General features: G+C 43.2%; 17 protein-coding genes. 2 read left to right on the plus strand and 15 right to left on the minus strand.

Annotated features, from left to right (window positions below):
• Both MHI01_RS03565 and MHI01_RS03570 read right to left on the minus strand, forming a co-directional pair.
• Positions 1-1347 carry an NtaA/DmoA family FMN-dependent monooxygenase gene (locus MHI01_RS03565; protein WP_340982548.1) on the minus strand — a complete coding sequence of 449 codons (1347 nt, stop codon included), beginning with the start codon at positions 1345-1347 and terminating at the stop codon, positions 1-3.
• 116 nt (positions 1348-1463) lie between these two features.
• Complete coding sequence (locus MHI01_RS03570; RefSeq protein ID WP_340982549.1) at positions 1464-2567, minus strand: Gfo/Idh/MocA family protein; 1104 nt, start codon at positions 2565-2567, stop codon at positions 1464-1466.
• 266 nt (positions 2568-2833) lie between these two features.
• On the opposite strand from MHI01_RS03570, the gene MHI01_RS03575 reads away from it, so the two are divergent.
• A complete protein-coding gene (locus MHI01_RS03575) occupies positions 2834-3178 on the plus strand; it encodes a winged helix-turn-helix transcriptional regulator (protein WP_074095086.1) in 345 nt (114 codons plus the stop codon).
• Between the two features lie 723 nt (positions 3179-3901).
• Here MHI01_RS03575 and MHI01_RS03580 read toward each other — a convergent pair.
• From MHI01_RS03580 to MHI01_RS03640, 13 genes are all read right to left on the minus strand, one after another.
• A complete protein-coding gene (locus MHI01_RS03580) occupies positions 3902-4864 on the minus strand; it encodes a sensor domain-containing diguanylate cyclase (RefSeq protein WP_047842973.1) in 963 nt (320 codons plus the stop codon).
• Positions 4857-5492 carry a chemotaxis protein CheC gene (locus MHI01_RS03585; RefSeq protein WP_076253050.1) on the minus strand — a complete coding sequence of 212 codons (636 nt, stop codon included), beginning with the start codon at positions 5490-5492 and terminating at the stop codon, positions 4857-4859. The genes MHI01_RS03580 and MHI01_RS03585 overlap by 8 nt, the downstream gene beginning before the upstream one ends.
• Positions 5482-5856 carry a response regulator transcription factor gene (locus MHI01_RS03590; protein WP_036615858.1) on the minus strand — a complete coding sequence of 125 codons (375 nt, stop codon included), beginning with the start codon at positions 5854-5856 and terminating at the stop codon, positions 5482-5484. The genes MHI01_RS03585 and MHI01_RS03590 overlap by 11 nt, the downstream gene beginning before the upstream one ends.
• Before the next feature lie 282 nt (positions 5857-6138).
• Positions 6139-7041 carry a carbohydrate ABC transporter permease gene (locus tag MHI01_RS03595; RefSeq protein WP_017688457.1) on the minus strand — a complete coding sequence of 301 codons (903 nt, stop codon included), beginning with the start codon at positions 7039-7041 and terminating at the stop codon, positions 6139-6141.
• A 12-nt stretch (positions 7042-7053) separates the two neighbouring features.
• Positions 7054-8019: an ABC transporter permease gene (locus MHI01_RS03600; protein WP_017688458.1), complete on the minus strand. Its 966-nt coding sequence runs from the start codon at positions 8017-8019 to the stop codon at positions 7054-7056.
• Positions 8020-8131: 112 nt separating this feature from the next.
• Positions 8132-9787, minus strand: coding sequence for an extracellular solute-binding protein (locus MHI01_RS03605; protein WP_036671131.1), 1656 nt, complete (start codon positions 9785-9787; stop codon positions 8132-8134).
• A gap of 139 nt (positions 9788-9926) precedes the next feature.
• Positions 9927-11468: a response regulator gene (locus tag MHI01_RS03610; RefSeq protein ID WP_340982550.1), complete on the minus strand. Its 1542-nt coding sequence runs from the start codon at positions 11466-11468 to the stop codon at positions 9927-9929.
• Positions 11469-11481: 13 nt separating this feature from the next.
• Positions 11482-13263: a sensor histidine kinase gene (locus MHI01_RS03615; RefSeq protein ID WP_101313770.1), complete on the minus strand. Its 1782-nt coding sequence runs from the start codon at positions 13261-13263 to the stop codon at positions 11482-11484.
• Between the two features lie 4 nt (positions 13264-13267).
• Positions 13268-14383 (minus strand): response regulator transcription factor, encoded by a 1116-nt coding sequence (locus MHI01_RS03620; RefSeq protein ID WP_101313769.1) that lies wholly within the window; start codon positions 14381-14383, stop codon positions 13268-13270.
• Positions 14384-14733: 350 nt separating this feature from the next.
• On the minus strand, positions 14734-15573 hold the full coding sequence (locus tag MHI01_RS03625; protein WP_101313768.1) for a formylglycine-generating enzyme family protein: 840 nt from the start codon (positions 15571-15573) through the stop codon (positions 14734-14736).
• 133 nt (positions 15574-15706) lie between these two features.
• Complete coding sequence (locus MHI01_RS03630; RefSeq protein WP_036615877.1) at positions 15707-16342, minus strand: glycoside hydrolase family 11 protein; 636 nt, start codon at positions 16340-16342, stop codon at positions 15707-15709.
• A 71-nt stretch (positions 16343-16413) separates the two neighbouring features.
• The gene (locus tag MHI01_RS03635; protein ID WP_076253046.1) at positions 16414-17187 is read right to left on the minus strand and encodes an alpha/beta hydrolase; all 774 of its coding nucleotides are present in this window, start codon (positions 17185-17187) and stop codon (positions 16414-16416) included.
• 41 nt (positions 17188-17228) lie between these two features.
• Positions 17229-18512, minus strand: a complete 1284-nt coding sequence (locus tag MHI01_RS03640; RefSeq protein WP_101313767.1) for an SGNH/GDSL hydrolase family protein — start codon at positions 18510-18512, stop codon at positions 17229-17231.
• Between the two features lie 288 nt (positions 18513-18800).
• Here MHI01_RS03640 and MHI01_RS03645 point away from each other — a divergent pair, with 288 nt between their 5' ends.
• The gene (locus MHI01_RS03645) at positions 18801-19943 is read left to right on the plus strand and encodes a glycosyl hydrolase family 8 (RefSeq protein ID WP_340982551.1); all 1143 of its coding nucleotides are present in this window, start codon (positions 18801-18803) and stop codon (positions 19941-19943) included.
• The last annotated feature ends 195 nt before the right edge of the window (positions 19944-20138 follow it).

A 20138-nucleotide genomic window follows, 5' to 3' on the forward strand; every position in this document is an offset into this window, starting at 1 on the left:
TTATTCGTTGATTCCATGTTCCTGCAATCCGTATTCGTAAGGAACGCCCATATTCTCGCGTAGTGTTTTTCCTTCATATTCCTTATGGAACAAACCGCGTTCCTGCAAGATAGGTACTACCTGATTCACAAAATCTGCAACGCCATCAAAAGATACATCGGGCACGACTGAGAATCCGTCACATGCTTCAGCCAAAAACCATTCTTCCAAGAAGTCAGCAACCTGTGTCGGGGTGCCTGCAACAACCGGATGATAGTTGATGACCCCGTGAGCGAGAACATCCCTTACAGAGAGTCCTTTTTTTAATAACTTTAAGGCTCTCGGAGAACGTGGGTCCATGGGGTTGGCATATGCATTTTTCAACAAGTCTGGCGCTAAAGGTTGATCTATATCTACTGAGTTTACCGATAAGGGTAAACCAACCATGGAGCCGAGGTAACTTACCCTGCTAGGGATTTCCTGGGGATTAAAACTCATAAGCTGTTTCCGACGATCCAGAGCTTCTTCCTCCGTTGAAGCCAGAGAAAACATAAAACCTGCAAACATTTTGATATCATCGGGGTTTCGACCGAAACGGGCAGCACTTTGCCTTATGGCTTGTCTGTGTTCACGGGCAGACGTAATATCATAAGGATTGGCGTACACTCCCGAAGCATATTTCCCAGCTAATTCTAATCCTTCACCTCCTCCCCCTGCCTGGAAAATCACTGGCTGCCCTTGCTCAGAGGGCGGAATGGGCAAAGGACCACGAGATGCATAATATTGACCCTGAAGGTTAATAGGCTGGATTTTGTCCATATCCGCAAATTCCCCTCCTTCTACATCTAACGTCCAAGCGTCTGGTTCCCAACTCCCCCACAAGGCCTGAACAATTTGTATGCTTTCATGTGCCTTGTCATAGCGCTCTTGGCGATTTTCAACCCGGGCACCGAAATTAGCAGCCGCTAGGGGGTCGGATGTGGTAACCGCATTCCATCCCACACGTCCATGACTGATAACATCCAGTGCTTTGAACTGACGTGCAATGTTGTAGGGATAATTAAATGTTGTAGAGAGGGTAGCCACAAGCCCGATGTGTTGTGTCTCTCTTGCTACTGCCATCAGTGCCAACATGGGGTCCATAGGAAACATAGGTGTCTGTGGGCCTAAATTATTGGATAATACTGGAGTGTCAGCGATGAAAATCATTTGAAATTTTCCTTGTTCAGCTAATTTAGCCCGTTCTACATAACTATCCATATTGGTGTAAGCTGCAGGATCCGTGCCAGGCATTCTCCATGCGCTAAATTCGGCTCCATAACCCGAAACCATCTGTAAAGCCAGTTGCATTTCACTTCTTTTTTTCATAACGATTTTCTCCTTCGTTCTGGACAGGCACAGATATTTGTGCCCTTACTATAGCGTGAATATATTTAGCATGCTAAGTATATGGATGGATCAGATTTTGTTCCGTTTAGTGAGGGTTATAGATATTGACGTTCACCGGTCTGGGCTGATTTCTCGACGGCATCCAGTAACTGATGAAGTTTCACCGCATCCGCGAAATTAGGTGCTAAGGTAGTACCTTCTTGAATATCTTTGGCAAACTTACGATAAGCCTGAGCCATGTTCAGAACAATTCCGGAGTCGTTATATAAAGAATGTGGAGCCGAGTAATAGGCATCGGGAATGGGTAGTTCACGAAGCTCGTTGTCCGTAGATCCTGCACCGCGTAATTGGTGTGATCCGAATTGAATGGATGCCGGGGCGCTCAGCACAATCGTGCCGTAGTCTCCGAAAATTTCAAGTGTGAGTCCTGTCTGATGTTTGACTCCACCTTGAATATGAACACTGGCTGCTGCCCCATTAGTCAATTTTCCTGTAATCATGATCTGATCATCCGTTGTTTTCTTGATGACTTTCTGAATATCTACCAATTCAACTTCTGAAAACTGTTGAGCTGTGGTGGCAGACAATTCTGTAAAGTCCCCAAGCATGTAAGTGAAGGCATCCAGATTATGGCCCCCTACAATGGTCAGCAAGTTCCCTCCAACTTTCCGGTCATACAAGTACGCAGTCGACTTGTCACCAACGCCACCCATGCCATCTATAGAGATCTTCAGGTTGGCAGACAACACTTTACCGACATAACCTTCTGCCAATAAATCTTTAACATATTGAACGGCCGGGGCTTGTCTAGCCTGTAATCCAATCGCATTTGGCTGTTGTGCGGACGCTACCCATTCCTGCATTTCCAAGGCTTCCTCTGTATTCGAACCCAGTGGCCATTCACAATAGATTGGTTTGCCAGCAGGTACAACGGCTTTAACGGCGTTATAATGTTCCTTGACGTTAATACTGACAACGACCATATCCACATCAGGATGCTGAGCCAACTCTTTCATATTATCAAAGCCGTGATCTGCATAGAAAGCTTCTGCGCTTTTCTTTGCACTCACCATATTACTTGTCCCAACCGCTGTAAGCTCGAATTCATCCAAATGCTGAATAGCTGGAATATGTGTTCCACTCGCCCACCCGTTATTAATGGATGCCCCTATGATACCTGTACGAATTTTTTTACTCATTGTTAAACATCTCCCTTGTTAAAATTTACAGTATGATCGAATATCGGTTTGGCTCCAGCCCTTATCAGTCACTCATTTCTATGATATATTTATTTAGCTTGCTAACTATTCAATCGAGATAACATTAATTATTCTTTCATACTTTAGGTAAACTAAAATTGTTTTGGTGTTGACACCATCATAGGTGTATTTGTTTTATTAGCAAAGAGGGCAATTTAAATGAACATAGTACATCTTTATGTACCTTTGGATCAGGAGTGATATGAATGAGAGTTTGCAACGAAGGATTTGAACAAGAGTTTATAGATGGAAAAAGTGACATGTACGCCATAGCTTTTACTCAGAATGTCCTTTCTGGGCGTTGGAAATATTTTATTTTATGGTACCTAAAAGACGAAACACGGCGATATACGGATATCAAAAAATTCCTTGGAGATCTGTCTCAAGGCTCCCTTACAAAGCAGCTTAAAGAGTTGGAGAATGATGGTGTTATACAACGTGATGTATATCCGGAAGTTCCTCCACGAGTTGAGTATTCGTTAACAGACAAGGGAATGAAGTTATTACCGATCCTTGAAAAGATGGAGGACTTTGGCAAAGAATACGGCTAAACAACTTAAACTAGGCTTCCATATTACTTATCTTTGTTAAAGGGGGGATGATATGTTTTTCTTCTTTTTCTTTCTGTCACTTGGAATGATTGGTTTATTCTTTGGAGTTAGAGCACTGAGACGACCCAATTCATGGCCTTTTAATCGTACGAAGGATGAACTTCATGAATACGATATGATGGGCATCAAGTTTAGAGGCGTTTTTCTCCTTGCTTTTGGTACTGTTCTGACTATCGCCTCTTTCAGACTTCTTCTTATTTAATAAAATCCAAAAAAGCCGCTAATATAGCGGCTCTCCATCGGGCCTTACTCTGGTCCCGCTCAATATTGTGATATCAACTATTAATCCTATGGTTTAATATTAGCTTGCTGACCATCAGGAGCCACCGACTTATCGTTCGTCTTCATACCCCTGCGCTTCTTGTACCCTTTAAATATGAAATACCCCACTATGATTAAGATAATCGGCATTCCGTACAGTAATAGAATATAGAAACTGAACAGCAAAAGTACGATTATCGATCCATCTATTACATTCAATATGTGCACTCCTTTATAAGTATCACTGGCTGATTTATTACTACTTTACTCAATAATTATTTTATCATCTTCATACGTAAAAAATATTATTCATAGAAAAAACATATTTTTTCTTATGTTAATTGTATAGACAAATAAAGTTGCTATTATAGCAACTTTATTAAAAAACACAATTTAGATTTCTTAAACATTTTCAGGCTCATAAATTCCGTAACCATTCTTGCCATTCTTTTTAATCTTGTACATAGCTCCATCCGCATGTCTCAGAAGTTCGGAAGGCTCCTGTCCATGCTTGGGAAATAGGCTGATACCAATACTCATCGAAAGGTTGATATAGTTTCCGGCAATCTTGAAATGGGTACTGAATGCAGCTTCCAATCTTTTGGCGATGACTTCAGCATCGTGATCATCTTTCAGATGGCTTAAAATGATGAATTCGTCCCCGCCAAGCCGAGCTACAGTGTCCGCACTTGGAATTGTTTCACTTAATCGCTTTGCCATTTCCAGCAACACTTGATCGCCAACATGGTGTCCATATGTATCATTCACTTGTTTAAACCCATCAGCATCCACAAACATGACGGCTAGTTTGTTATGGTTTCTTTTGGCATTACTGATGGCCCAGGCAAGACGGTCATTATAAGCAAGACGATTAGGCAGACCGGTAAGTGGATCATGCAAAGACAAATGCTTGCTGATTTTCTCGGAGATTTTGATTTTGGCGTACTCCGTCTCCAGTTCTTTGATCAGATTTTTAAGTTTATATACCCTGGTATTGGTGTTAGTCATGTCAGTAATCTGAATAAGGGCATAACTCCGATCTTCATGATAGAGCGGTTCAACATGCATATTTTGTCTGAATAATTGTTCATCCTCTCCTTCATTAGGAAGAATGAATGCCTTATGTAACGCGCTTGAGCAAAATCTGCTCTGTCCATGATACAGCGCATTTTGCAAAATATTTAAATACATGTTCGACTTAAACCGTGGGCAGACCTCAAGCAGATTCAAGCCTACTACCTCTTCTACATTCTTGCCAGTAAAGCGCTCCAACCAGGCATTCCACACAACAATTTTCAAATGCCTGTCCACGATCATTATTCCCATATGGGCTTTGTTCAAAGCTTGTGAAATAAGATTATCCATTGCCCGCCTCCAACAAAGCGTCCATTTTGGCCAGCAGGCTCGATATGGAGTTCATACTCAGTGCTATGACAATGATACCTGTCACATCCGTATCGGCAAGTAAAAACGAGGTATGTAAAACCAGGACATAAACTTCATTCTGAAGCAATATTTGTTGATCGGAATTGGTGACATAGATCAGTTCAATATCAGGCAGGACGTATTCCAGTTTGATCTCGAGGAAATTACCGAATTCTCCAATAATGGCGTTAAGCAGGACATTGCTAACTTCCTTCAAAACGTCCAAATCCGTATCCATCAGGTTCGGATCGTTCGGTATAACGCTCTCACCCAGTTCTCCAAGACAGATGTTTGCCAATACTTTAGCCTGCTCAACAGGAAACATCAGAAATGCTTTTCCCTGAAATTCGTATCCAAACTGTAAGGATGACCTAAACAGGTGACCTTCACTAAAGAAAATGTTGTATCTTCGATCTCCAGGATCAACATCGGATATGGAGATTAGTTCCACTTCCGGAATATTCAAAACGATACGCTTGTCTACAATCTCTGACAACATGTTAGCCGCTTGTCCCACGTAAACGTTCACTAGTTCAGTAAGCAAATCCTTCTGTAAATCATTCAGCATGATAGGCCGCCTGAATCAGTTGAATCATGGTAGTTGCCTTCTCTGCGGTTAACGGTTTATTCAGAAAACCAGAAATGCCTAACATTTCAACTTCATCCCTAGTTGTCTTCTGAATATCTGCGGATAAGATAATAATTTTGACATTGCTATCCGTTTCTCGAATCATTCGAAGCATTTCTTGTCCGTTCAAACCAGGCATTAGCAGGTCGGTGGTTATAAAATCAGGTTGAAATTCCTTGAATAGGTTGTATCCTTGCTCTCCATTATTAGCAATCTGAATCTCGCATTCTGGAATATGATCAACAATCAGCTTTGTAAGTAATTTCTGTACGAAAATGGAGTCTTCCACGATTAATACTTTCATTTTCTCTTCAGTCTCCTTGATAAAGTGGTAAGGGCTCGGGATGGTCAGGCGCTGTGGACAGTTCTTGATATAGGGCTTTCGCGCGCAGTGGCACCCTGAAAAGAGACTGACTGGTGAATCAAGTAAATATAAATTATAGTAACTTTAATTTAATTGTCAACAACATTATTGAATAAGTTCGATTCGTGTGCAATTGACATACTAAGGTCTGCCGTTTAAAAAACATGAAAAAACGGTCACCTAGTGACCGTTTTTGATCGGTTATCTGGAACTGCATTAAGTTTACTCTTTTACCCCTCCAAGCTGCAAGCCATGAACGAAATACTTCTGCAAAAATGGATATACGACTAAGATGGGTAATGCCGCAACAATCGTAATCGCTGCCCGAATAGATACAGGTGTGACCATGTTACGCGCCGCACCAAGATCTGCACCATTGGCAACGGCTGCACTGCTGTTGGAATTCATAGAAGATGATAATAGTTTCATCAACTCATATTGCAACGTGCTTAGGTTTTGTTTGGAAGATGCATACAGAAACGTATCAAACCAAGAATTCCATTGACCGACTGCAATGAACAGTGCAACAGTAGCAAGAACCGGTTGGCACAGCGGTAGAATAATGGAAATGAATGTTCTGAAATCTCCAGCACCATCGATTTTGGCGGATTCGATCAATCCCTCGGGTAGTGTCTGGATATAAGTTCGAATAACAATCATATTAAAGGCACTGATCAGCCCAGGAATAATGTACACCAGGAAGTTGTTTAACAAATGCAAATCTTTCATTAGGAAGTAAGTTGGAATAAGACCTGCACTAAAATACATCGTAAGAACAACTGTAATGGTAATGGGCTTTCGTAATATATAATCTTTTCGGCTTAGTGTGTAAGCCAGCATGGAGGTTAAGAATAGACTTAAAACTGTCCCCAAAACCGTTCTCGCCACAGATATACCAAAGGCGCTGAAGATGGTCCCTCCTGCAAATACTGCTCTGTAGTTTTGATCTGTCCATACCCGAGGCCACAGATAAATCCCACCCCGGATGGTGTCATTACCGGCATTGAATGATACGGCGAGTGTATTCACAAACGGATACAGGGTAACAATCGCGATTGCGATCATCAGTATACCATTTAACGTATGGAAGACAATCGGTTCAAGCCGAGATTTATTGATTCCCATCTCTAGTCCCCCTTATATTAATCGGTCTTCCCCGAGCCGTTTGGAAATTGAATTCGCCGCAAAGATCAGCGTGATACTAACTACTGTTTTGAAGATACCTGCCGCAGTAGCCAAAGAATAATTCCCGATCTGTAGTCCGTACTTCAGGACAAATATATCTATCGTCTGTGACCAGTCGACAACCACACCATTACCTAACAGATACTGAACCTCGAATCCAGCTTCCAAAATCCAGCCCATATTCATGATCAGCAAAATGATAACAATGGATTTGATTCCGGGTAAGGTCACATACAGCATTTTCTTATATCGGTTCGCACCATCAATCTCTGCCGCTTCATAGAGGGAAGGATCGATAGACGTGATGGCCGCCAAATAAATAATGGCATTCCAGCCAACTTCTTTCCATACATGGGATGCGCCTACAATGCCCCAGAAGTATTCCGGAACGCTAAGCCACATGATAGGTTCTTGAATGATATGCAGCTTCATGAGTACCACATTCACAATCCCACCATCTACAGATAGTGAACTTGCTACGATACCTGTCACAATAATCCATGAGAGAAAGTGAGGTAAATACGATATTGTTTGAATGGTTCGTTTATATAACTTATGTTTGATCTCATTAAGTAAAATGGCAAATATAATTGCTGTCGCAAATCCGAGCACCATATTGATGACGCTCATCGCAATGGTATTACGAAGCACGTTAAGAAATGCATCGTCTGTTAGCAAAAACTTAAAGTGTTTGAGCCCGACCCATTCCTGCTGCGTGAAACTCTTCGCAGGACTGTAATTCTGAAAGGCCATAACCCAGCCCCAAATGGGATAATACGAGAATACGAGAATGTACGCAACGATGGGCAATGACATGAACATGAGTTGTCTTTGTCCGCGCAATCGTTTTAACAGTGGTGCTTTGGGAACGACTGTACGGGTGGTTTGCTCTGGTATGGCTCCAGGCGTGTTCGCCATCTTTCACTCCTCCTATTGGCTTGCAGCGACTTTAAGCATGATGTCCCCGGAAGGCACTCGCCTGAGTAATCCTTTGGTTGATACCTTCCGAGAGAATCATTGCCGCATTTTTTTATTTAACAGACCAGTTCTCGATTCTCCATTTCAGTTGATCATTAATTCGATCTTCATAGGATTTGACATCGATCTTCTTGTAAGCGTCTACATATTCAGTCCAAATGTTATCGAACTCATTCGGTTTTGACATGATTGCTTTAGGCAAGAATTTCAATGAAGTGTCTGTCATTTGTTTGTTCGCTACCGCAGCATCAGAGCCTTCTTTCAGATCGACCTGCCATGCTGGATAGTACACTGGATTTTCTGGTGCAGGAGAGAAGAAGTCACTCCACGTTTTGAAGCCGTATGCATCCAGAAGTTCTTTATCTTCCGGTTTGAGGTTGTCATAGAATTCCTCAGGTTGGTTGATCGCTCCAATTGCATTGCCATCTTCAAATGTTCCTTCGAGCTTCGGTGCAGCAGCGTAGAAACCTTCAGCTTTGTTAACCAATCTCCATGCTGGATCATCCTGCTCTGTCCGTTGCTCTGGTGTACGATAGAATCTTCCCTCTTCATTCACTTGGTAGTCTACACCCTCTTCACCCCATGACAAGAGCTTCTGGTACTTCTCGTCCATAAGCTTATCGAGGAATTTGATCAGTGCGACAGGGTCTTCGGCATCTTTACTGATACCAAAACCATTGTTCAAGTTAATGACCGGACGATCCAGATAATGATCTGTGATACTTGTATCATAGACAAGCGGGAAGCCTACGTATGTCTGGCCAATTTTCCCCTGTGCTACGAGTGGGTCTTCGCCGGCTTGGAAATTCCAGTGCTGGTCGAACATACTAAGCACACGTCCCGAAGAAATTTTGGCCAGATATTGATCGTAGTTCTGAACAAAGGCTTCTTTATCCAGCAATCCCTCGTTGTACAGATTGTTTAGTTCCTTATAATACCGTTTGGAGATATCTTTGTCGGCAAAAACGGTTGCGACTCCACTATCATCTACGACTACGCCCCCATCGTTGGGGTGACCCGTAAGATGTTCAGGTGGGTTAAGCAAAGGGAACGTCCGCCAGTCTGAAGCCAATGTAGTGAAACCAATCGTTGGTTGACCATCAATAGTTGGATTCTTGGCTGCATAATCACGGACCAACTTTGTGAAATCATCCAACGTTTTAGGAGTTGGGTACCCGGCATCCTTCAGTATGGACTTTTGGATCCAGAATGCAGGACCAGAATAATAGTTACTAATGAACTCTCCTGTATACACTCCATAGTTAGGCAACCAGTAAATATGTCCGTCACTGGAATCTTTCATCCGGTTCCAGTCTTTACCGAAATGTTTCTTCAGATTAGGTGCATGCTCTTCAATGAGATCTTCGAGCGGAATAACCGCACCCGCTGAGACCAACTTGGTGTCTGCTGTGATCAGATCCGGGAAATCGCCCCCGGCAATCATAACGCCCAACTTCTGTTGAAGATCACCTACTAGAAACTCCATCTCAAGATTAACGCCGAGTTCATCCTGAATCTTCTTGTAGATTCGGTTATCTTTAGCTGGCGCCTGATTTGGCGTTCCGATAAAGGCCGAGATGTTCAGTACCTCTTTCCCATCCTTTGTAGTCGCTTTCTCATTGTCACCGCTGCATCCTGCCAGTGCCAAACTCAAAGCCAGAACGAGTGATACGGAACCCCAAAGCTTCTTTTTCTTAAGTCCCCCCATGTACTTGCCCTCCTTGGAAGTGGTATGTCTTACTGTTTTTAGTATGAAGAAATGTATGCGGTTACAAAATATATACATTTAAGGTCTACCCCCCTGTAATTGTAGGTCTTATTCAGGAGGGGTTCTTCTTTTCCATGGATCAATTCGCATACTTTTGCCTGTATTCTACTGGTTTCATGGCTGTTCGTTTTTCGAAGTGTCTGAGAAAATGCTGGTAACTGCGGTACCCTACTTGCTCCGCAATCGCACTGGATGTTTGATTCGTCTGCTGGAGCAGACGCTTCGCTTCTTCCATTCTTAGATCATGTACTACCTCGATTACACCCTTACCATACTTTCGCAAAAAGGATTGCCCTAAATGGACAGGATTCACGTAGAATCGTTCTGCGAGCTCCTGGATCGTAAATGTCTCCCTGTAATGCATCTGCACATATTCAGCAACCGTCGCCTGGATGCCACCCATTTGCCTCTCCCGGAAAATTGCCAGTGCTGACTTGCATTGTAAACAGAAATGTTCCAGATTGTTAGCAACCTCTTCTATATTTCGATGGCCCTTCTCCAGAATTCCGCTCGCCAATTCGTTCATTAGAGCATTAGGTTCTCCTCCTAATTCTCTGCACAGGGACAATCCGCGGAATATAATATGGGTAGAGAAAATATGTACAATCTCTGGCGCAGCCTTCATCTGTACAAACAGTTCAAAAGCACTCCGAATCGCAGACGAGAGTTCCTCCACAGAACCGTTTTCAAGCAAATCGCAAATATGGTCCACCTCTGACAGCGTTTCCGGATCAAACTGCCAATTCTCCAGCTGAATATCTTCGGCAAACAAAAGATGCTCTTGATTAAAAAACAAATAACGCCCAACTTCCTGAGCGGAGCGGAAGGATTCAGATAAATGCTCCAGTTTGTTGACCGTTAATCCAACCGCGATATGAATATCTCCGCAGCCGTTATGTTGCATATTATTCATTAAACGCTGGGTAAAAGCTTTAATTGCTTCAAACGTCTCATTTCTATCATTCGTTTCCTCCCCCCATACAAGTCCCAATGAGTCTCTTGTTCTGTCTATCACATAACAGCAAGTTGTTTCTTCAGCCGTTTGTTCGACTACTGGACAGACTTCCTGAATATCTCCCTGAAAGGCTATCCGCAGGTATGCCCAATGGGACTTGTTTAAACGAGGAGGTATCTCTGACATCTCCTCCTCCGATATATTTTGCTTATCCTTAATCAGTGCGGACAAAAACGCTTTGATCCTTTGCTCGTTTGCATGTTCCCTTATACGCTCCTGGGTTTCACGCTCCTGCAATTGCATACGGAGACGGACCAACATATCCTCTGCTTCTGTACTATCAACCGGTTTGGTTAAATAGTTAGAGACACCTAATCGAATAGCTTGTCTGGCATAATTAAAGTCACTGTATCCACTCGTGATGACAAACAGCACAGACTCATGTTCCAATCGTCGTGCTTCTTCTACAAGTTGCAGCCCATTCATCACAGGCATACGAATGTCTGTCACCACGAGATCAGGTCGATCTTGTTCCATCATCCGAATGGCTTCCTCACCGTTGGCGCACACACCTCTGATTTCAAAACCATACTTTTCCCAATTGATCAGAAGCTGTAACCCTTCAATGGCATAAGGTTCATCATCGACTAACAGCACTTTATACATGAGAGTTTACCTCCTATTTCCTCTGTTCCAGCTTGGAGATCGGTATACGGTACCCTGCAATAGTTTCCTTTCCAGGTACACTGCTTAGATCAAATATCGCATTTCCTTCATAAAAGAGTTCCAACCTGCGGTAGACATTGCGGAGTCCTACATGCTCGCCGTTCCTGGGTCTTTCAGAACGAATATCTCGCAGGAGCTCGGTTAATCTCCCTGCATCCATACCGATTCCATTATCGATCACCTGAATAACCAGTTCAGAAGTGTTTCGACTCGCCGTTATCTTGATCTGTCTTCCATTTTTTCGCGCCTGCAAGCCGTGTTTGCAGGCATTTTCGACGAGCGGTTGAATACTCATGCGGGGAATAAGCAACGAAGCTGCATCAGGATCAACCTCGAAGGTGTAATCAAACAGCTCTCCAAAGCGAAACTTCTCAATCTGGAGATAAAGATTCGTAAATTGTAGCTCTTCTTGCAAAGGAATCAGATTGTCAGAATGACTGAGCAACTGTCTCATCAGCTTGGACAGACTTTTAATAATCTCAATTACTTCCGTATATCCATTCTTTGTACTAACGACTAGCAAGGCATTCAATGTGTTAAATAAAAAATGGGGATTCATCTGACTCTGGAGCATGGACAATTCAGTTCTCACTTGATCCAGCTCCAGATCTTTTTGGCGGATTTCCAGTTTATATACGTCATTAATCAGCGTATGAATTTTACCAATCATGATGTTAAATGTACGAATAAGCCCGCCAATTTCGTCGCGGCCTTCGTGAATTTCAATCAGATCGAATCGTTCGTTACGAACCTTCTCCATATGTCTTGACAACTTGCGAATCCGATAGTGGTAGGAACGCAAAATAATGTAGATCAATACAGAGGGGACCACGATACTTAATGCGAGCAACCCCAGAATTGATTTAAAGGCTTCTTGCAAAAGGTGGTCAAGGTGACGCGTATCGGCAACTCCAATCAATTTCCAACCCTTTAGGTAGGCTAGATTCCCCAACGATTTTTCGAGCGTGTAAGCAGAATCTCCAGATTCCTTGAGCATTGATTCATTATCAAGGGGGGATAAGTCGGTTTCGCTGAAATCCCCACTTGAAACGACAGTTCGATTGTTGCTGTCCACCAGACGCAGCTGAAGACTGTCTGATTCACGATTTAAAATGCTGTACACCCGGCTAAGTTCCAGATCAATCTTGGAATACTTGTTGTAATTGGCATAGGAAGTATAGGTATCCATTTTGCCAATCACACTGATTCTTCTTCCCGCGTTAAATCCGGATGGCTCAATATAATCAACGACAAGAATGCCTCCACTGGTGGATTTCAGCTGTTTCAATCCAGGGAGTACATTCTTGTCTTTCATCACGATATAATGACTGCCCGTCTGAATGGTATCGTTATCCGTATAGATACGCACCTCCAGAATATTCGCTGACATGTACCGTGTTAATTTATCTCGCAGGAATGCATGGTAGACGTTGTAATAATCCACGGGGGAGTGATAGGTCCGATCCAGTGCCTCATAGAGCGAATCGTCTGCTGCAATAATTCGGCTCAGGGCAACGCTCTCATCAATCATGCCTAGCAGTTCCCCCGCAGCCCTGTCGATGGATTTACGTAGATTTTCCTGTTCTCTAATCTTGATATCCGCAGAGGTTCGTTCATAAAAGAAGATATTAATCGTTATTACAGGAAGGAGAATACTAAGTACATAAATAAGCAGAAATTTGGATCGGAGAGGAATATCATTAACCTTACTGAACATCCAGAATTTATGACGCATATAATCACCCTTGGTTTTTGTTTTTATAGACTGACGGAAGCTCCCCTGTATGCGCTCTGAACTTTTGGGTGAAATATTCAGCATCATGATATCCTAGCCTGAATGCAATGTCAGTGATCTTCATATTGGTACGTCGCAGGAGTTTACGGGCCTCCTCAACACGAAGCTGGTGCACATAGTCACTGAAACTGACCCCCATCTCCCGCTTGAACTGTTGACCCAGGTAGGCAGAATTCACGTGAATACGATTAGCTACATCCTGTAATTTAATTTTACTTCGATAGTGCTGCTTCAATTCATTCACTGCTTCTGCAACCAGCCCTCCCGTACCCGTCTTTTGCTTCAATTCAGACTGGGAAAGTTGCTTGGACAGTCGAACACACAGGTCTTGCAATGTGCCGGAAGACCAACTCGCAGCCTCATGCCAATCTTTTTCACATAGTATTTCTCTGCAACCCTCTCTTTTTCCATATTTACGTAGCAACTCCCCATGGATATATCGGATGACATGATGTATCCATTCCAACGAAACCTCTGCTTTCTCACTTTTCTCTAATAGTGCACTCACTGCAATATCGATAGAATACGTATTTTCTGCTTCAATCAACGCCAAGATCTCTTTGGAGATGTTCATCATTTGCTCTAAATCATATTCTTCGCTTATTAGATATTCATTAAGATGATTCTCATAGGCTTCATCTGTAACCATGACTCCATTTTGCTGTTTTTGCTCATTTCTGCGTTTGTCCAGAGGTTCAATCATGTCCATAAGGATTTGATGAATCTCCTCGGGAACAAGAGGTTTAAGCACGTACTGATCGACCTGATACCGTATGGCTTGCTTCGCGTAATTAAAATCGGAGTATCCTGTAACGATAACAATTTTAGAGGTATAGGCGAGATCTTCTCGCAAGGTGTGAATCAAACCAAGACCATCCATAACAGGCATTTGAATATCCGTGACGACAAGATCCGGTTCAACCGAGTTGAATAAAGCAAGTGCTTCCTCCCCATCTGTTGCCGTTCCGCAGAGTTCATATCCACAAGCTCGCCAGTCAATCATTGTTCTCCATCCTTCTAGCATAAACGGCTCATCATCCGCGACAATGACCTTGTACATTAGCTCACCTCACTTTTATCCTTGATCAGCTGCATGTATTTTATCTATATCAATAGGTAGATTCCAGTTGTTCTGAAAACGCTAAACAGCAGAACAACAGCAGGATTGTTGTCTGCTCGTACAACTTTGGAGAACAAAATTTCTACCAGTCTCATCGTCATTTATCAATAACATAGAACATGGTTCCATCGGACCGTACTATAAGAACGCTCCGATTTTAGCGAAGTGCCGGGATAACAATTCAAGTGTAACGCTTACATTTTGGTACAACAACCTGTTAAACTATAGGTTTTCACCCGACAAAGTATAGGTTTAGATCAGAAGTAATCTATTGCCAGGTAAAAGAGTTTTCATTCTCCACGCACAATACGGAATCCTTGATCGGGACCAAAACCATTTGCATCAAATTTGCCTCGAAATGATATTTCATTGTTATTGACACCGCCGATCCAGCCTCCGCCTTTCACAACTCGCCAGGATTGATTGGGACTCTCCGAATCGCTGTACCAGTCCCAGCACCATTCTCTCACATTCCCAGACATATCATAGATTCCTAACTCATTCGCCTTCTGAGTTCCGACTTTTTTGGTTTGATTACGGTTGCTCTCAATAGCGGGCCAGCTCCAGTCACCCGTCAGAATGTTCTCGCCGGCATTTACCCAGTACCAAGCAACTTCATCAGGATTGTTACTTCCGCTGTATGTGTAATTTAAGCTCTTTTGACCTCCGCTTGCAGCGTATTCCCATTCTGCCTCTGTGGGTAAACGGTAACCGTTGGCGTCCTCGTTGATCGTTACATTCCATTTTATAGTGTCATTTTCATTGTGATTATTCGTGTCCTGGTTGTCTTTATCTATATTGTAATAAGGTTTCAGGTTTTCTTTTATACTTTTTTGATTACAGTATTCCACTGCGTCATACCAGCTGACCATTTCAACAGGCAGGTCATCTCCCTTGAAGCCAGAAGGGTTTTCCCCCATAACCTCCATCCATTCTTTTTGAGTTACTTCGTATTTGCCAATATAGAAGGAATCCAGCGTTTCATTCCTATCGATCTGACTCGGCTTACTGCTCTTGAAGGCTCCTCCTTCGACGAATACCAAGTCATCGCTTAATTTCGTATTACTTGCTGAACAAGCACTTAGACTAACAACTATAGCGATTAAAGTTAACCATACCAGCTTCTTCATTCAATTATTCTCCTTTACTAGCTTAAATCCGGCAACGTCGAGGTCCGTTAGTCTGGAGAATAACGTTACTCAACGCTACCGGAAAATTGAATTTCAAATGCAGGTGCAGAAGTTGAACTGCATCACATCATTTTTACCAAACCGTCACGTTTGCGCTTCCGCTACTTTGATAACCTTCCGTTGCCATCACCTGATAGGACCAGCTGTTGCCTAAGTACATCCCTTTGCTCGCCCATGCATTCACATGATTACTGAACGTGATGGTAGAATTGACTCCGATTGGTTTCTTGGTCTGTCTAACACTCCAATACTGAGGGAAAGTCTGAGTACCATCAATGGAAGGTGCATTGTATCTCATCGTTGTATAGATGTCATATGTGCCGCCATCACTAGTCATCGAGCCCTTATACGTTCCGGTAGGACGATACGTTCCCCAGCTATCCACCACGTAATATTCAATTAGAGCGTTTCTAGTCCAACCATAGAAGGTGAGATAGCCGTTACCTGAAGGAGAGAATACGCCGGCATTATAATTGACCACTCGATTAGGCGTACCGTATGTCCACCCTTTCCCGACAACAAAGTTCCCGGTATTTTGCCAATTCACGCTGTAATTCCCGCCCGATCCATTCACGGCGTTGACCGTTCCTCCACCATCTGTCCAATTTTGCCAATAATCTGTTGCTGCGCTCGATGTGGCTGCGAAGACACCAAAACTCATTGAAGCTGCAAGAACAACGGTTAACAATTTTTTGCTAAATTTAAACATAGATTATACCTCCTGATATTTTAATAGATTTGGTTGATGCTACAATCCGATATGAATGTTCTTCAGCAAATTCACTTGAAAAGACGTTGCGAAAACAGATACAAATCGTTCTTCCACACGGGCCAATCATGTCCTCCACTTTCCTCATGCCAAATGTGAGGTACTCCGTGTTGCGCCAAATATTGGTGAACCCCAAGACTAATCTCTATAAGATTGTCCTGTTCACCGCAAGAGATCCATAACAGCGAGAGTAATGAAGGCGCTTTCGAAAGATCAGGGACAAGTAGCTCCGGACTTCTGGTGTTTGGGGCTGCAGAGAAAGCACCGATCCATGCAAAATGGTCTAGATTATTTAATCCGATATTTAAGGATTGACCTCCACCCATGGATAAACCAGCAATCGCCCTTTTATCCCGGCTTTTATGCAAAGGGTAGTTCGACTCCATGTAAGGTATCAAATCGTTGAGCAGATCGGATTCGAACCGTTTAAATGCTTTGATTTTCTCAGGTTCAAACAGGTCTCCTACGGCTCGATCATTCGACATTGCGCGACCGTTGGGGAAAACAATAACCATCGGTTCAAGCATATTATCGTTGTACAGATTATCGAGAATAATTTGCGGAGATCCATGAGTATGCCATTCGGTTTCGTCTCCGCCAATACCATGCAAAAGAAAAAGTACAGGATACATCGTTGTCGAAGAAAATTCTGGTGGGGTGTACACCATCGCTTTACGGGAATTGCCAACCGTGGTGGAAGGATACTCTACCGTCTCCATGACTCCACGTGGTATATTCTCCCGATACTGGTCATATCCCGTTACTGCTGGTGAGATCAATTCCATTCTCTTTTCCTCCGAACATATGAGTGACTATCAGTCTTCAGTTAATCCACATAGCCAAAACCCAGAATAGTGAAGCATTTATGTTCATGGCCTTCCGCCATTTCGATCTCGATGGAGTGCTCCCCCACATGCTCTTCGTTAAGCAGAAGTGTGGCATGGCAATGGGTCCAGTTCACTTGACGCGGATCGACTTTTTGGACAAATACCCCATCTACCTTGATATGTGCAGTTCCGAATTCATCGTTACCAGAATCCTTGAAGATCAGAATGAGGCGTTTGCACTGCAAACTTATCCGAAAGCTACTCTGATCCTCTTTTCCCTCTCCTGTACGCATCCAGTTGTTGGGGAACTGAGGTGTACCATAGTCATGAGCATCCATCTCAGCCATCTGCAGATCCGTGTCCGTTTTACAAAAAGAGCCTGCATCGATTCGGGCAATATGATTGCCGTTTTTCCGATCCAACAGCTTCACATTAACAAATTCATTTCCAATTAGCGGAGCTTTTTCAATATCATGATCTTTCTCATCCCACTCAGAACGATTCGTCACGTCGAACAAATATTCCAAACAATCGGCCATAATTCGATGCCCTATGTTAGTTGGATGATATATATCATGGAAAAATTGCTTTTTGGAAATAACGTTGCCTTCACCTTTTGTCTTGCTGAACTGATCTACGACAGCATCTTTCACACTTACCATTGGAAGATCATAATGCCAGCCTACCGGAGCGAGACGATCCTGTAGATTCCAGTCATTTTCGAATACACTGAATAACAAGATGACCGCTGGCTTGTTATCGGCAGTAAGTGCTTTGAGTACCAAACTCTCGTAACATTTACCTTGGGTTTCATCATCTGCGTCATTGACTGCGAATTCGATTATGACAATATCCGGCTGAACGGCACCTCCCCTCAGCACATCACGATCATAACGTACAATCCCCAGTTCTGAAGGAGTTCCACCCACACCTGCTTTAATCAGATGAATCGGACTATCTTTTGAAAGCGCAAACATAAACTTGAACGACTCATACGACCGATAAGCGTAACTTTGGAGATGAATAGGTACTGCACCAGCACCATGGGTAATGGAGCCTCCAATATAAGCGATAACGACAGATTCGCCGTTTTTTGCCTTCTTAATGGCTCGCTTTAATCTGACATTATTCCCTTTGTTCAGAAGAGATCGGCCAATCATGTCGCGATATCTATGTGACTCAAAATCAATTGCGGGCTTGACTGCCGACGCTGTCACTCCAACTGGATCGCGCGGTGCAGTGAATTCCGTGTTTTCACCTGCATCTCCTGAATCCTGGAGCATAAATCATCATCACATCCTTCCGGTTTAGATTCTGACCATCCTCAAACGACTTATAAAGAATCACAGCTTGTATTATTAGATCAGATGTGATCCTTCTCCCAAAGTGTATCCCTTACATAATTTTACAACAACCTGACAAAGTATAGGATTTTAACCAATATATCATTTTAATTTGAGTACAATGACATGCAGATCTGAACACCTATAATTTTTCATGTAAACGCTTTATTTTGTATACTATTTCCATGTTATAATTTTGAAAAACCGCATTGATGAAGGAGGATACTCATGAATATCACGGGTCAAGGCGCGTGGGATACGGGTACATATACAAATCTGTTCTTGAAGCTAGGCTACGATGAGAATGAGATCACGAACAGATTGGAAGAAACATGGAACGAGCTGTTTTACGGCGATGACAATACTCGAATATATTACCACATGGGTGAGGACAAGGATTATTTGCTGGACACTGGTAATCTCGATGTTCGCTCCGAGGGCATGTCCTATGGCATGATGATGGCTGTTCAGATGGACAAAAAGGAGGAATTTGATCGACTCTGGAATTTCTCACACTCGTTTATGCAACATAAAGCGGGTCGTTATAAAGATTATTTTGCCTGGCATTGCAAGCCTGACGGAACCCGACTCTCGCAAGGTCCTGCTCCTGATGGTGAGGAGTTTTTTGCCATGGCGCTTTTTTTTGCCTCCAACCGCTGGGGCGATGGCGCTGAACCTTATGATTACAAGGCACAAGCCCGCAAAATCCTTCGTGCATGTATACATCAAGGCGAAGACGGCGAAGGCGATCCCATGTGGGACCCGGAAACAAAACTGATCAAATTCATACCAGAAACACCGTTTAGCGACCCATCCTACCATCTGCCTCATTTTTATGAGCTATTCGCGAAATATGCGGATGAAGAAGATCAGCGCTTCTGGAAAGAAGCGGCGGCCGCTAGTAGAGCTTACCTTCATACAGCCTGCCATCCCGTAACCGGACTATCACCTGAATATGCGAACTATGACGGCTCTCCGGCTCCAATACAGCCGTATGGTGATTTCAGACATTTTTACAGTGATGCCTACCGTGTTGCTGCAAATATAGCGCTGGACTGGGAATGGTTCCGCAAGGATCACTGGCAGATCGAACAATCCAATCGGATTCAATCCTTCTTCAGTGATATTGAAATGTCCGATTATCGTCGTTATACAATAGAAGGTGAACCTTTCGACGAACCTTCACTGCATCCTGTAGGTTTGCTGGCTACCAATGCCATGGCTTCACTGGCTGCGGAAGGTCCACATGCTGACACATTCGTTCGCAAGTTCTGGAACACACCTTTGCGTCAGGGAGAGCGACGTTATTACGACAATTGCCTGTATTTTTTCAGCATGCTCGCTCTAAGCGGAAGATATCGCATGTACTAAACTAAGAAAGTGTGCACGAGCCGTTGAACCTGCCCTGTGAACGTTTGGCTTGCAGGACAGGTCCAATCACTGAATTTTAAGAAGGATGCAATGATATTACGATTTAATCTATATCAATAAAAAACGTTCCCGGCTCGCATATGTTGACTGCGAACCGGGAACGCGTTTGGTTGTGCAAATAAAGGCAGTAACTTT

Source organism: Paenibacillus sp. FSL M7-0656 (assembly GCF_038003225.1).
In the GTDB taxonomy this organism is placed as follows: Bacteria; Bacillota; Bacilli; order Paenibacillales; family Paenibacillaceae; genus Paenibacillus; species Paenibacillus amylolyticus.